Source organism: Bosea sp. AS-1, from assembly GCF_002220095.1.
Taxonomy (GTDB): Bacteria; Pseudomonadota; Alphaproteobacteria; order Rhizobiales; family Beijerinckiaceae; genus Allobosea.
On the sequence record NZ_CP022372.1, the window covers coordinates 1266678 to 1280590 of the forward strand.

The window sequence follows — 13913 nt, forward strand, 5'->3', positions numbered from 1 at the left end:
CCAGGAACCCTGAGCCCGTGATTCCGAACGACATCAAGATCACCCCGCAGCTCGTCGCCGAGCATGGCCTCAAGCCCGACGAGTACCAGCGCTTCCTGCATCTGATCGGCCGCGAGCCGACGATCACGGAACTCGGCATCGTCTCGGCGATGTGGAACGAGCACTGCTCCTACAAGTCGTCCAAGATCCATCTGAAGACGCTGCCGACCAAGGCGCCCTGGGTGATCCAGGGGCCGGGCGAGAATGCCGGTGTCATCGATATCGGCGACGGCACGGCCATCGTCTTCAAGATGGAGAGCCACAACCACCCGTCCTTCATCGAGCCCTATCAGGGCGCGACGACGGGCGTCGGCGGCATCCTGCGCGACGTCTTCACCATGGGCGCGCGCCCGATCGCGGTGCTCGACGCGTTGCGCTTCGGCTCGCCGGACCATCCGAAGACCCGCCACCTCGTCTCCGGCGTCGTCGCCGGCATCGGCGGCTACGGCAATTCCTTCGGCGTGCCGAATGTCGGCGGCGCCACAGGCTTCCACTCGCGCTATGACGGCAACATCCTCGTCAACGCCATGGCGGTCGGCATCGCCAAGGCCGACGAGATCTTCTACGCCAAGGCCTCCGGCGTCGGTAAGGCGATCGTCTATCTGGGCTCCAAGACCGGCCGCGACGGCATCCACGGCGCGACCATGGCCTCGGCCGAATTCGACGACAAGTCGGAGGAGAAGCGCCCGACCGTGCAGGTCGGCGATCCCTTCGCCGAGAAGCTCCTGCTCGAAGCCTGCCTCGAGATCATGGCCGCCGGCCATGTCGATGCGATCCAGGACATGGGTGCGGCGGGCCTGACCTGCTCGGCCGTCGAGATGGGCGCCAAGGGCGATCTCGGCGTCGAGCTCGACCTCGACAAGGTGCCCTGCCGCGAGGAGGGCATGAGCGCCTATGAGATGATGCTCTCGGAGAGCCAGGAGCGCATGCTCATGGTGATCAAGCCGGGGCATGAGGAGGCCGCCGAGGCGATCTTCCAGAAATGGGGCCTCGACTTCGCCGTCGTCGGCCACACCACCGACACGCTGCGCTTCGTCGTGAAGCACCAGGGCGAGGTCATGGCCGACCTGCCGATCAAGGAACTCGGCGACGAGGCTCCGGAATATGATCGGCCCTGGATCGAGACGCCGCCGCAGCAACGCATCGCGGCCGAGAGCGTCGCGCCGCCTTGCGGCAATGCCGAGGCGCTGAAGCAGTTGATCGGCTCGCCGGATCTCTCCTCGAAGCGCTGGATCTGGGAGCAGTACGACACGCTGATCCTTGGCAATTCGGCCGTGCGGCCCGGTGGCGATGCGGGCGTGATCCGCATCGAGGACGGGCCGAAGGGCCTTGCCATGACCGCCGACGTGACGCCGCGCTATTGCGAGGCCGATCCGTTCGAGGGCGGCAAGCAGGCGGTGGCCGAAGCCTGGCGCAACCTGACGGCGACCGGAGCGACGCCGCTCGCGATCACCGACAATCTGAACTTCGGCAATCCCGAGAAACCGGAAGTGATGGGCCAGTTCGTCGGCTGCATCCGCGGCATCGGCGAGGCCTGCAAGGCGCTCGACTTCCCGGTCGTCTCCGGCAACGTCTCGCTCTACAACGAGACCAACGGGGTCTCGATCCTGCCGACCCCGACCATCGGCGGCGTCGGCGTCATGGCCGACGTGACGAAGCACGCGACCGTCGCCTTCAAGACCGAGGGCGAGGCGATCCTCCTCATCGGCGAGACTCAAGGCTGGCTCGGCCAGAGTGCTTATCTCGCGACGGTCTGCGGCCGCGAGGAGGGTGCTCCGCCGCCGGTTGACCTTGCGATCGAACGCCGCAACGGCGAATTCGTGCGCGGGTTGATCGCGGGCGGCAAGGTCGCGACCTGCCACGACCTGTCGGATGGCGGCCTGGCGGTTGCGCTCGCCGAGATGGCGATGGCGAAGGGCATCGGCGCGACCATCGACACTCTGCCGGCCGGTCCCGCCCATGCCGCGCTCTTCGGCGAGGATCAGGCGCGCTATGTCCTGGCGGTTCCGGCTGCCGAGGCCGAGGCAGTGATCGCGGCCGCGAGGGCGGCCGGCGTGCCGGCCCTCGCGATCGGCCGCACCGGCGGCGCGATGCTCAGCCTTCCGGGCGAGCCGGCGCTGGCTGTCGCCGATCTCCGCAAGATCCATGAAGACTGGCTGCCGTCCTATATGGCCGGCAAGGCGGCCTGAGGAGCTCAGACCATGGCGATGGACGCGCATGAGATCGAACGCATGATCAAGGCGGCGCTGCCGGATGCGGCGGTCGAGATCAAGGATTTGGCCGGCGACGGCGACCACTATGCTGCGACAGTCACTTCCGCTGCCTTCAAGGGCAAGACCCGGGTGCAGCAGCACCAGATGGTCTATGCCGCGCTGCAGGGAAACATGGGCGGCGTGCTGCACGCGCTGGCGCTGACGACGGCGGTGCCGGAATGAGCCGGCCGGGCGCATGGCGCGCTGGCCTTGCGGCTGCGGCTGTCTGCCTCGCGCTGGGGGCAGCCCCGGCCAAGGCCCAGATCATGCCGCCGGTGCAGGACCCCGTCGCGAATTCGCGGACCCTGCTCGACACGCTGCAGAGCGACGGGGCCGAGCCTTTCGTCGCCGAGGTGATGCGGCTTCTGAAGAAGAAGGGCGAGAATTCCGAGCTGTCGACCAATCTCAGGCCGTTCAGCAAGAAGAAGCCCGATGTTCTCGGCCTCGCCTACGACCGGAACTACAACGACCTGATCCGAGTGCTGGTGTTCTATGCCCAGTACGACGACAATCGCTATCCGTTCATGTACTATCAGTTCACCTACAAGAAGACCAAGGAGGGCTGGGCGATGACCAATTTCCGCTTCGAGAACGAAGCGTCGCGCGCCTTCCCGGAAGGATATGCTGCGCCTTGACGTCGCGTGGAGCGAGCTGCCGATGCGGCTCCCTCTGGAATCTGCTAGCGCTTGTTCCGATATAGGGTGTATCGCGCTCGCAAACGCCCTCAGACTGTCCGGCAGAAAGGCCGTTATCCCATGTCCGACGTCAATGCCCGCATCGAAGCGGAAGTGAAGAACAACGATGTGGTGCTCTTCATGAAGGGCACGCCGCAATTTCCGATGTGCGGCTTCTCCGGCCAGGTCGTGCAGATTCTCTCCTATGTCGGGGTGCCGTTCAAAGGCGTGAACGTGCTCGAGGACCAGGAGATCCGCGAGGGCATCAAGGCCTATTCGAACTGGCCGACCATCCCGCAGCTCTACGTCAAGGGCGAGTTCGTCGGCGGTTGCGACATCACCCGCGAGATGTTCCAGGCCGGTGAACTGCAGCAACTCTTCGAAGAGAAGGGCATCGCGGTGAAGCAGGCGAGCTGAAGCTCGCCTAGGTGGGAAAGGCGGTGGCCTGCATGGCAGGCCTCCGGACCATGTCCGCCCACCACCTCTGGAGGGCGGGCTGCTCGGCGAGCAGCGGCTCGGCCTCCGGCGCCAGCGTGAAGTAAGCGAACATCGGCGCGGCATGCAGATCGGCGAGCGTCAACGCCGCGCCGGCGAGATGAGGGCCATCATTCATCAGGTCGCCGATCGCGCGCAGGCAGAGCCGCGCTTTTGGCAGCGCGGCCTGGATCCGCGCCTCGTCCGGCAGACGCCCCTGCTTGGGGGCGGAGATGCGCTCCACATAGATGTCCCAGACCAGCGTGCGATAGGCGTAGGCGTCGAGGATGCTCGTCAGCTGGTTCACGCGGGCACGCTCGCGCGGCGCGGAGGGCTGGAGAGCAGGCCCGGGAAAGGCTTCATCGACATAGCGTTCGATGGCTCCAGCCTCGTACAATCGAAAGCCGTCATGCTCGAAAGCCGGGATGCGGCCGAAAGGGTGCCTCTCGAGCAGGGAAGCCGGCGGCCCGCTCTCGGCGAAGACATCGATCGGATCCAGCCGATAGGCCACGCCCTTTTCCTCGAGCGCCAGCCTGACCGCGCGGACATAGACGCTGTAGGGCGCGCCATAGACGACAGGCATGGGCGTCATCGCGTGCTCCCCCGCCGAGTGATCGGCCTCTGTGGCCCCATCCGTGTCTGTTTCACGCCGCCACGCATGGCGGATGCGGCTTGCGGACGCGCTCGGCCGAGGCGGGGTATTTCTCCAGCATCCGCTCCGGTCTGATCGGCCGGCGCACGAGATCGCCGCCGCAATTCGGGCAGGTACCGGCGAAGCGCGTTTCGGCGCAGTCGACGCAGAAGGTGCACTCGAAGGTGCAGATGAGAGCATCGCGCGACCGTGGCGGCAGATCGCGGTCGCAGCATTCGCAGTTCGGGCGCAGTTGCAGCATGGCGGTCTCCCTCCTGTCGGCCGGAAGAATGACCGCGAAACGTGCGCAGACCAGCGATTTCGCGTGATCCGACCGATCAATCCGTCAGATCGGTCACAGATCGCGGTCTACTTCACCAGCAGCCAGTCCTCGATCACCAGCGCGTCGAGCCCGCTCGTATAGAACATCAGGATCGCGTCTTCCGCCGTGTGCAGGATCGGCTTGCCCATGATGTTGAAGGAGGTGTTGAGGATCACCGGCACGCCCGTCAGATCGTGAAAGGCCGAGATCAGCGCGTGATAGCGCGGATTGCGCTCGGCCGTGACGCTCTGAAGCCGGCCCGTCGCATCCTCGTGGACCACGGCAGGGACGCGATCGCGCACCGCTTCCTTCCAGACCAGCGTGCGCTCCATATAGGGCGCGTCCTGGTAGTTCTCGAACCAGTCGGCGGCGTGCTCGGCCAGGATCGAGGGGGCGAAGGGACGGAAAGCCTCGCGGTACTTCACCTTGGCGTTCAGGATATCCTTGGCGTCGGCGGGGCGCGGATCGGCGATGATCGAGCGGTTGCCGAGCGCTCGCGGGCCGAATTCGGCGCGGCCCTGCACCCATCCGATCAGCTTGCCCTCGGTGAGAAGCTTCGCGGTTACCGGAGCGATCTCGTCGGCGCTGAGTTTGCGCAGGCGCTTCTCCCAGAGCTGCATCCGCTCGAAAGGCTCGGTCGAGACGGTCGAGCCGAGATAGGGCGTCAGCGGCCCCTTGGGCGCGCGCCAGTCCGGATTCGCCTCCGCATGGGCGAGCCATGCGGCGCCGATGGCGTTGCCGTCATCGGCCGGGGCCGAGGGGACGAACACCGTCTTGAAGCCATGGCGGCCGGCGATCTTGCCGTTGAAGGAAGAGTTCAGCGCGCAGCCACCGGCCATGACGAGGTTTTCGCTTGGCACCAGCGCCGCAGCCTCGCCGAGCAAGGCCTCCATCATCTCGGCGAAGACGTCCTGCCCGCAGCGGGCGAGATCGGCCCAGCCCTGGTCGAGCGCCTCAGTGGGGCGCTTGGCCAGGATCTCGGCGGCGACCGCCTGCACCACGTTGGCCTTGGCGAAGGAGAGCTTGTGGCCTTCGATGCTGTAGAGCTTGCGCAGCAGCACCATCAGCTCAGGGTCGGTCTTGCCATAGGGGGCCAGCCCCATGATCTTCCATTCCTCGCCCTTGGCCTGGTCGAAGCCGGCGAGGTCGGTGACGAGCCCGAAATAGAAGCCGATCGATTCCCGGCCGCGGTGGCGCTTCACTTCACGGAGTTTGCCGTTCTCTAGGGCGAAGATGGCAGACGCCCCGGTCTCGCCCATGCCGTCGACGACGAGACAGGCGGCATTGTCGAAGGGCGAGGACCAGCAGGCATAGGCTGCGTGGCTGAGATGGTGGCCGTAGCGCTTCAGGCCGGTGACATTCGCCTTGCCGTAGGCGCGGTCGAGTCCAAGCAGCACGCCCATGCCGGCGCGCTGCTGGCCGAGATGCAGGGAGGCGATCAGGGCGCGCTCGGTGCGCTCCGGTACAAGCGAGCGGTTGAGCTCCGGCGAGAGCTTGAGCAGCGCATCCAGCGTGAAGGAGCCTGCCCGCGCCATCTGGTCGAGGAAGCCGGTGAAATCCTCGCCCCAGCTCGTGGCGATGGTGACCTCGGCATCCTTCGGGATGTAGCGCTTCAGCAGCCCTTCCATACGCGGCGCCGAATCCGGTTCGCAGTTCGGCGCGCGCTTGTATTGCAAATAGCGTTCGGTCGCCTCGGCGAAGAGCACTTCGCCATCGGGACCGATGATCGCGATGGCGGGATCGTGGAAGGTGGTGGCGAGGCCGATCGTATAACGCATGGAGATGCCTTTAGCCGCGCCCCGACGCTGCGCCAACCGAATAGGCGCGGCGCGAGCGGCTGCGGCGCGGAATACAGGGTTACGGCTTCGCCGTGAAGGCGATGCTCGCGGCCGTCTGATCGATGGCCGGCTGGAGTTGTGGCATTTCGGCTGCGTTGGCCATGACGATCAGGCGGACGAAGCGGCCATCCGGGCCAATGGCGAGATATTGCGCGAATGCCTTGTCGGCGCCGTTGGCGTGCTTGAAGCTCCCCCTCAGCAGGACACCGTCGCTGCCGGCGAAGGGCGTGCGCTTGCTCTCGGCGACGGTGGCGTCCTCGAGGTTATGCGTGCCCTTGAGCAGGGTCTCGGACAGGGCCTGCTCCTGGCCGGGCTTGGCCGGCCCCGAGTTCTGGTAGGCGACGATCATCAAGGGCTGGGTGCCGGAGGGGTCGGTATTCTTGTCGCCGACCGTCGTCAGCACGCCGGAACCGCCGATGGTATCGACCACGCGGAAGGGCGCCGCGACCTTGATGGCGAAGGGCAGGGCGGCAAGCTTGTCGTCGAGAGAAGGCTCCTTGCCGAGCGTCACCGAGGCGATCATCGCCTTGACCGTCGCAGGGGCGAGCTTGGCCGCCTTGGGTGCCTGCACGGTGAGCATCACCGTCTTCTCGCCCTTGAACAGGGCGATCCACTTGTCGAAGGTGCCGCCATTGGGCGCGACCTGCGAGCCGATGAGAAGCGGCACCTTCTCGCCGCCGACCGTGACCCGGTCGAGGGAGGTGATGGTGACGTTCTGGCGGGCGAAGTTCACCTTGGCCGTGTCGCTGTTCTCGAACAGCGTCGAGAGCTGAGGATAGGCCTCGGCCGGCAATTCGACGATCAGCACGCTCGCCTGGTTGGCCTTGTTCATCAGGCCGGCGAAGCCGGTTGCCGGCTCGAAACCCTTCGGGGCGACGAGCGAAACGCTGGTGCCGGCGACGGGCTTGCGCTCCTGCGCGCCCGCGGGGCCTGCGGCCGCCAGCAGGGCGACGAGCGCCAGCGCGGCGATGCGCGGCCGTCCGAGCCTCGCCTTGCGGTTCATTCCGCCCGTCATGCGTCGTCCTTTCCTCTGCCTGTCTTCGCAGCAGAACGCCGCAATGCGACAAGAGTTCGTCGGCTGGTCGCCGGAGCGATCAGGGCCGACCGGCGGCCACGGCCATCAGCGCCTTCGAATCGGCGCTCGCCCAGTCGGCCGGGCCCTGGATGATGCCCAGCTCGCAGCCGGATTTGTCGACGATGATGCTGACCGGCATGCCCTCGACTTTATGGGCCTTGCGCAGCGCCTGGAAGGTCGCGGCTTGCGGGTCGCCATAGAAGGGCAGGGTGGTGACCTTGTTTTCGGCCAGCCAGGCCTTCGGCTTGTCGAGGTTGCGCGTGTCGATGTTGATCGCGACGACAGCGAAATCGGGGCCGCCCATCTCCTTCTCGAGCTTGTCGAGGGCCGGCATCTCCTTGAGGCAGGGCGCGCACCAGGTCGCCCAGAGATTGACGAGGATGGTCCTGCCCTTGAAATCGGCGAGCGTCAGCGGCTTGCCGTCCGGCCCGGTGAAGGCCAGCTCGGGCGCCGGCTGAGGGGCCGAGCGGACCTCGATGGCGGCGACCTCGCCCTTGGCGAGCGGCGCCATGCGCGCTGCCGTCTTGGCGGCCGCGCTGCATGATCCGTTGCCGGCATTGCCCAGCCCGGAGTAGAAGGCTGCCACGCCAGCGAGGCCGAGCGCCGCCACGACCCCGAGGGCCAGTCCGATCTTCGTTCCTGACGTCATCGCGCGTCCTCAAAAGCAGGAAAGACCGCCGTGAGCAACCGCATGTGGGGTGGGCGTTTCGCCACAGGTCCCGACGCCATCATGGAGGAGATCAACGCCTCCATCGATTTCGACAGGAAGCTCTGGCGCCAGGATATCCGTGGCTCGCTGGCCCATGCCGCCATGCTGGCCGAGACCGGCATCCTGACGAAGGACGACGTTGCGACGATCATCGCCGGTCTCAAGCAGGTCGAGGGCGAGATCGAGAGCGGCGCCTTCACGTTTTCGCGTGCGCTCGAAGACGTCCACATGAACGTCGAATCGAATCTCAAGGACAAGATCGGTCTTGCCGCCGGTCGGCTGCACACCGCCCGCTCGCGCAACGACCAGGTCGCGACCGATATGCGGCTGTGGGTGCGCGACACGCTCGACGAGCTCGACGGCCAGATGGCCGATCTCCAGCTCGCGCTCGCCGAGAAGGCCGAGACCTATGCCGGCGCGGTGATGCCGGGCTTCACCCATCTGCAGTCGGCGCAGCCTGTCACCTTCGGCCATCATCTCCTCGCCTATGTCGAAATGCTCGGGCGTGACCGCGGCCGTATCCGCGATGCCCGCGCCCGCCTCAACGAATGCCCGCTCGGCGCCGCCGCGCTCGCCGGCACCTCCTTCCCGATCGACCGGCACATGACGGCGAAGGCGCTCGGCTTCGACCGGCCGACGGCGAATTCGCTCGATTCGGTCTCGGACCGCGATTTCGTGCTGGAGACGCTCTCCACCGCCTCGATCTGCGCCATGCACCTCTCGCGGCTAGCCGAGGAGATCGTGTTGTGGGCGACGCCGCAATTCGGCTTCGTGAAGCTCTCCGATGCCTTCTCGACCGGCTCTTCGATCATGCCGCAGAAGCGCAATCCCGATGCGGCCGAGCTGGTGCGCGGCAAGGCAGGCCGGGTGTTCGGCGCGCTGCAGGCGCTGCTGACCATGATGAAAGGCCTGCCGCTGAGCTATTCCAAGGACATGCAGGAGGACAAGGAAGGCACCTTCGACGCCCTGCAGACGCTGTCGCTCTGCCTCGCCGCCATGGCCGGCATGGTCCGCGACATGCAGCCCGACCTCAAGGCGATGAAGAAGGCGGCGGGCTTCGGCTATGCCACGGCGACCGATCTCGCCGACTGGCTCGTACGCGTCCTGAAGATGCCGTTCCGCGACGCGCATCACGTTACCGGCCGGCTCGTCGGCATTGCGTCGGAGAAGAAGGTGGGGCTGGAGAAGCTCTCGCTCGCCGAGATGCAGGCGGTCGAACCGAAGATCACCGAGGCCGTCTTCGCCGTGCTCGGCGTCGATCAGTCGGTGAAGAGCCGCGTCAGCTATGGCGGCACGGCCCCGGCCAATGTCCGCAAGCAGGCGCGCCGCTGGCTCAAGCAGCTTGCGAAAGGCTGAGGGTCAGGCGGCGGAGAGCCTCGCGCTCCGCCTCATCCTCCGCTACTGTCCCGCCACGTTCCCTTCGAAGGGCTTGTCTTCGTGCTTCCATCTCGCCTGAACTTTGCCCGACTGAAATTCGGCCGAACCCTTCTGGTCGTCGGCCTTCTTGGCGTGGCGCTCGCGGCCTGCGGGCGCAAGGGGCCGCTCGAGCCGCCCCCGAACGTGACGGGCGCGGTCGACCTTCCCGACAACCAGATCGGCGCGGAGGACGCGACCGACATGTCGAACTACGGCCAGACCTCGGTGCTGGCGAAGCCGGCCAAGGCGAACAAGGCGATCACCGTGCCGGACAAGCCTTTCCTGCTCGATCCGCTGATGTAACGGCTCACCGCCGTCGCTCGTTCAGGTTTCAGTCGGCCTTCCCGGGGTTCGTTCCCATGCATCATTTCGCTTATCGCGACGGCTCGCTCCATGCCGAGGGCGTCGATCTCAACCGGATCGCGGCCGAGGTCGGCACGCCGGTCTATGTCTATTCGACGGCGACGATCGAGCGGCACTACAAGCTGTTCGAGGCGGCGGTGAAGAAGACCGCACCGGCCGGCAAGACCCATGTCTTCTACGCCATGAAGGCGAACGGCAATCTCGGCGTGCTCAAGACGCTGGGCGCGCTCGGCGCCGGCATCGACACGGTCTCGGAAGGCGAGGTGCGCAAGGCGCTGGCTGCCGGCATCCCGGCCGATCGCATCGTCTTCTCCGGCGTCGGCAAGAGCGAGGAGGAGCTGCGCTTCGCGGTCGAGGCCGGGATCTATCAGGTCAATATCGAGAGCGAGAGCGAGCTCGACCTGCTCTCGAAGGTTTCCGCCTCGCTCGGCAAGCGGCAGGAGGCGGTGTTCCGCGTCAATCCCGATATCGGCGCCGGCGGCCACGCCAAGATCACGACCGGCTCCTCCGAGAACAAGTTCGGTGTCTCCTTCGAGGAGGTCGGGCGGCTCTATTCCCGCGCCGCCAATATGCCGGGCGTGCGGATCATGGGGCTTGCCGTTCATATCGGCAGCCAGATCCGCGAGATCGACGCCTTCGAGGCAGCCTATGCCAAGATGGTCGCGCTCGTCGGCGACCTGAAGGGCGAGGGGCATCGCGTCGACCGTCTCGATCTCGGCGGCGGACTCGGGATCCCCTATGACATCCCCAAGACCTTCGATTACGGGCCGGGGCTGATCGAGGCCTATGCCGAGATGGTCGGACGGGTGACGAAGGGGCTCGATGTCGAGCTCGGCTTCGAGCCGGGCCGCCTGATCGTCGGCAATGCCGGCATCCTGCTGACGCGGGTGCTGCATCTCAACCCGCGCCCCACCAAGCAGTTCCTGGTCGTGGACGCGGCGATGAACGATCTGGTGCGGCCGGCGATGTACGAGGCCTATCACGAGATCTGGCCGGTGGCGGAACGCCCTGTCGATGCGCCGAGCGTCGCCTATGACGTCGTCGGGCCGATCTGCGAATCGGGCGACACCTTCACGACCGGGCGGGCTCTGCCACAATTGAAGCAGGGCGACCTCGTCGCCTTCATGACCGCCGGCGCCTATGGCGCCTCGATGTCCTCGACCTACAACCAGCGCCTGCTGGTCGCCGAGGTGATGGTCAAGGGCGACCAGTACGCCGTCACGCGCCCGCGCCAGAGCTATGAGGAGCTGATCGGGCTGGACCGCGCCCCGGCCTGGCTGGGCTGAGCGGACGGAAACCGTTCACGAAACGTCGAGCGCGGTGCAAAGGCCCGTCCGAGGACTGGCAATGCCACATTCCCGTGTTAGCCTGATTGGGTCAGGCGATTTCAGACGGAAATGGGGGCTGCCCGGAGCGATGGCATGAACGAGGCAGAGCGCCGCAAGGCGCCCGACACGATGGACGGCATCCGGCAACGGCTCAGCCGTCTCGCGCTGGCCTCGCGGGTTTCGCTCGGCTGGGAACGGCTCTGGCCGCGGTTCTGGCTGCCGCTCGGCACCGTTCTCGCCTTCCTCGCCCTGTCCTGGTTCGGCCTGTGGACGCATCTGCCGTGGTACGGGCGGATCGTCGGCGTCCTCGTCTTCGCCGCTGCCTTCCTCGCCAGCCTCTGGCATGTCGCCCGCGTGGTGCTGCCGACGCATCGGGATGCGCTGATCCGGCTCGACCGCTCCTTCGCCGGCGGACATCGGCCCGCCTCGGCACTGGAGGACAGCCTCGCCGTCGGCTCGTCCGACCCCGTCTCGCAGGCGTTGTGGAAGCTGCACGTCGAGCGTCAGAGCCGGCAGGTCGCGGCGCTCAAGGTCGAATTGCCGCACCCGCTGATGGCGGTTCGCGACCGGCGGGCGCTGCGCGCCGTGCCCTTGCTCGCGGCCATCGCCGCCTTTTTCGTCGCGGGGCCGGAGGCGACGCAGCGCCTCTCCGCCGCCTTCGACTGGCAGGGACCACCCGGCTCCTCGCCCTCGACCCGCATCGATGCCTGGATCGATCCGCCGGCCTATACCCGCTTGCCGCCGATCCTGATCGACTTCGCCAAGCTCGCGAGCCCCAATCTCAGCGCGCCGGAGAAGTCGACCATCGTCGTGCGCGTCGCCGGCAAGGCGAATATGGACGTGGTCACCACCGGCAAGCTCGAGACCAAGCCGAACGAAGCCAAGGACGGCGAGGCGGGCAAGGCCGAGCCGGCGCGGCAGCCACAGGGCAGCGACCCGCAGCAGGCCGTGCTGGAGAAGCGCTATATCCTCGCCGGCAACGGCACGCTGAGGCTCACCGGCAGTGGCGCGCCCGGCACGACGCTCAACATCACCGCCATTCCCGACCAGCCGCCGACCATCGCCTTCACCGATCCGCCCAAGCCGGTCGTTGGCGGGCAATCCGGTGGGCTGAGCCTCAGCTACAAGGCAAAGGATGATTACGGGCTGGCCTCGATCGAGGTCGGCGTTTCGCGCCCCGATGCCGCGACGGGCGGGCGCTCGCTGGTCGAGCCGCCGAAGCAGAACCTTGCCGTTCCGTCCTCCGCCACGGGCGAGGAGGAGCTGAAGGGCACCGTCGACTTCTCGGCGCATCCTTGGGCGGGTGCCAAGGTCCGCATGGTGCTGATCGCCAAGGATGAGGCGGGGCAGGAGGGCCGCAGCCAGCCGATCGAGGTCGTGCTGCCGCAGCGCACTTTCACCAATCCGCTGGCCAAGGCCCTGGTCGAGCAGCGGCGCAAGCTCGTGATGAATGTCGATGACCGCTCCAAGGTGCAGCTCGCCATGGATGCGCTGATGATCGAGCCCGAGCTCTTCATGAAGGAGATGGGCACCTATCTCGGCATGCGCATGCTGACCGAGCGGCTGCGCAAATCCGACAGTGACGACGAGTTGCGCGAGGTTTCCGAGCTGATGTGGGCGATGGCGCTGCAGCTCGAGGACGGCGATATGTCCGATGCCGAGCGGGCGCTCCGGCAGGCGCAGGAGAATCTGCAGCAGGCGCTGGAACGCGGCGCATCCGAGGAGGAGATCAAGAAGCTCACCGAGGAGATGCGGCGGGCGATGGACAACTACATGCGCCAGCTCGCCGAGCAGATGATGCGCCAGCAGCAGAATGGCGAGCAGAACCAGGCGCAATTGCCGGAGAATTTCCGGACGGTGACGCCGCGCGACCTGCAGAACATGCTCGACCGCATCGAGGAGCTGTCCCGGCGCGGCGACATGGCCGAGGCGCAGCGTTTGATGGAAGAGCTCAACCGGATGCTCAACAATCTGCAGATGGCGCGCCCTGGACAGGGCGATCCGCGCCAGAACCAGATGAACCAGGCGCTGGGCGATCTCGACCGGATGACGCGCGACCAGCAGAACCTGCGCGACCAGACCTACCAGAACGAGCGCAACCGGGCCGAGCGTGGCCAGCGCCCCGGCCAGCAGCAGGCGCGACCGGGCCAGCGCGGCCAGCAAGGCCAACAGGGGCAGCGTGGCCAACGTGGGCAGCAGCCCGGCCAGCAACCCGGCGACCAGGGTGAGAACGGCGAAGGCGGCGAGGGCATGCAGGGCCAGAACGGGCAGGGGCAGGGCCTCTCCCAGCGCCAGCAGGCCCTGCGCGAGCGGCTGCAGGATCTGCAGCGGCGGATGCGCGGCATGGGCGCGCCGCAGAATGGCGAACTCGACGAGGCCGAGGAGGCGATGCGCGAGGCCGAGAAGCAGCTCGGCCAGGGCAATGGCGACGAGGCGCTCGATGCGCAGGGCAAGGCGATCGACGCGCTGCGCCGCGGCGGCCAGAACCTCGCCCAGCAGATGCAGGGCCAGCCCGGCGAGGGCGAAGGCACCGAGAACGCCTATGGCGAGCCCGACGGGCGCCAGCAGGGTCGGCCCTCCGGCCAGCAGCGCGGTAGCGAGGATCCACTCGGCCGTCCGCAGCGCCAGCGCGACTGGGCCGACGGCCGTGTGAAGGTGCCCGGCGCCGACGAGAGCGCGACGCAGCGGGCACGGCGTATCCTGGAGGAGCTGCGCAAGCGCCTTGGCGATCCGCTGAGGCCGCAGGAGGAGCTGGACTATCTGGAGCGGCTGCTCCGGCGGAACTGAAGTGG

Annotated in this window: 13 protein-coding genes; 8 read left to right on the top strand and 5 right to left on the bottom strand. The window is 67.1% G+C overall.

Going from position 1 to position 13913, the window contains the following annotated elements; all coding sequences use genetic code 11:
- Window positions 1-17: 17 nt before the first annotated feature.
- The 4 genes from purL to grxD all read left to right on the top strand — a co-directional run bounded on the left by purL (window position 18) and on the right by grxD (window position 3382).
- Complete coding sequence (gene purL / locus CE453_RS07585) at window positions 18-2228, top strand: phosphoribosylformylglycinamidine synthase subunit PurL (RefSeq protein WP_089174029.1); 2211 nt, start codon at window positions 18-20, stop codon at window positions 2226-2228.
- Between the two features lie 12 nt (window positions 2229-2240).
- Entirely contained in the window at window positions 2241-2474 is a 234-nt protein-coding gene (locus CE453_RS07590; protein ID WP_089174030.1) for a BolA family protein, read from the top strand.
- Window positions 2471-2926, top strand: a complete 456-nt coding sequence (locus tag CE453_RS07595) for a hypothetical protein (protein WP_089174031.1) — start codon at window positions 2471-2473, stop codon at window positions 2924-2926. The genes CE453_RS07590 and CE453_RS07595 overlap by 4 nt, the downstream gene beginning before the upstream one ends.
- Before the next feature lie 120 nt (window positions 2927-3046).
- Entirely contained in the window at window positions 3047-3382 is a 336-nt protein-coding gene (grxD, locus tag CE453_RS07600; RefSeq protein WP_089174032.1) for a Grx4 family monothiol glutaredoxin, read from the top strand.
- Between the two features lie 7 nt (window positions 3383-3389).
- Here the strand turns inward: grxD and CE453_RS07605 are convergent, their stop codons facing one another.
- From CE453_RS07605 to tlpA, 5 genes are all read right to left on the bottom strand, one after another.
- Entirely contained in the window at window positions 3390-4031 is a 642-nt protein-coding gene (locus CE453_RS07605) for a glutathione S-transferase family protein (RefSeq protein ID WP_089174033.1), read from the bottom strand.
- Window positions 4032-4083: 52 nt separating this feature from the next.
- Window positions 4084-4332, bottom strand: coding sequence for a DUF1272 domain-containing protein (locus CE453_RS07610; protein ID WP_089174034.1), 249 nt, complete (start codon window positions 4330-4332; stop codon window positions 4084-4086).
- 107 nt (window positions 4333-4439) lie between these two features.
- Complete coding sequence (locus CE453_RS07615) at window positions 4440-6170, bottom strand: carbamoyltransferase family protein (protein WP_089174035.1); 1731 nt, start codon at window positions 6168-6170, stop codon at window positions 4440-4442.
- A gap of 79 nt (window positions 6171-6249) precedes the next feature.
- Window positions 6250-7245, bottom strand: coding sequence for a hypothetical protein (locus tag CE453_RS07620; protein ID WP_089174036.1), 996 nt, complete (start codon window positions 7243-7245; stop codon window positions 6250-6252).
- A gap of 79 nt (window positions 7246-7324) precedes the next feature.
- Window positions 7325-7954 carry a thiol:disulfide interchange protein TlpA gene (gene tlpA / locus CE453_RS07625; RefSeq protein ID WP_089174037.1) on the bottom strand — a complete coding sequence of 210 codons (630 nt, stop codon included), beginning with the start codon at window positions 7952-7954 and terminating at the stop codon, window positions 7325-7327.
- Between the two features lie 30 nt (window positions 7955-7984).
- On the opposite strand from tlpA, the gene argH reads away from it, so the two are divergent.
- From argH to CE453_RS07645, 4 genes are all read left to right on the top strand, one after another.
- On the top strand, window positions 7985-9370 hold the full coding sequence (gene argH / locus CE453_RS07630; RefSeq protein WP_089174038.1) for an argininosuccinate lyase: 1386 nt from the start codon (window positions 7985-7987) through the stop codon (window positions 9368-9370).
- A gap of 81 nt (window positions 9371-9451) precedes the next feature.
- Complete coding sequence (gene lptM / locus CE453_RS07635) at window positions 9452-9733, top strand: LPS translocon maturation chaperone LptM (protein ID WP_089174039.1); 282 nt, start codon at window positions 9452-9454, stop codon at window positions 9731-9733.
- Between the two features lie 56 nt (window positions 9734-9789).
- Window positions 9790-11079: a diaminopimelate decarboxylase gene (gene lysA / locus CE453_RS07640; RefSeq protein ID WP_089174040.1), complete on the top strand. Its 1290-nt coding sequence runs from the start codon at window positions 9790-9792 to the stop codon at window positions 11077-11079.
- Between the two features lie 135 nt (window positions 11080-11214).
- Entirely contained in the window at window positions 11215-13908 is a 2694-nt protein-coding gene (locus CE453_RS07645) for a TIGR02302 family protein (protein WP_089174041.1), read from the top strand.
- The last annotated feature ends 5 nt before the right edge of the window (window positions 13909-13913 follow it).

Coding starts and splice junctions, on each gene's coding strand:
- CE453_RS07615 (WP_089174035.1), bottom strand. CDS start 6,170: ATGCGTTATACGATCGGCCTCGCCACCACCTTCCACGATCCCGCCATC.
- CE453_RS07620 (WP_089174036.1), bottom strand. CDS start 7,245: ATGACGGGCGGAATGAACCGCAAGGCGAGGCTCGGACGGCCGCGCATC.
- CE453_RS07610 (WP_089174034.1), bottom strand. CDS start 4,332: ATGCTGCAACTGCGCCCGAACTGCGAATGCTGCGACCGCGATCTGCCG.
- CE453_RS07590 (WP_089174030.1), top strand. CDS start 2,241: ATGGCGATGGACGCGCATGAGATCGAACGCATGATCAAGGCGGCGCTG.
- lysA (WP_089174040.1), top strand. CDS start 9,790: ATGCATCATTTCGCTTATCGCGACGGCTCGCTCCATGCCGAGGGCGTC.
- CE453_RS07605 (WP_089174033.1), bottom strand. CDS start 4,031: ATGACGCCCATGCCTGTCGTCTATGGCGCGCCCTACAGCGTCTATGTC.
- CE453_RS07595 (WP_089174031.1), top strand. CDS start 2,471: ATGAGCCGGCCGGGCGCATGGCGCGCTGGCCTTGCGGCTGCGGCTGTC.
- CE453_RS07645 (WP_089174041.1), top strand. CDS start 11,215: ATGAACGAGGCAGAGCGCCGCAAGGCGCCCGACACGATGGACGGCATC.
- tlpA (WP_089174037.1), bottom strand. CDS start 7,954: ATGACGTCAGGAACGAAGATCGGACTGGCCCTCGGGGTCGTGGCGGCG.
- grxD (WP_089174032.1), top strand. CDS start 3,047: ATGTCCGACGTCAATGCCCGCATCGAAGCGGAAGTGAAGAACAACGAT.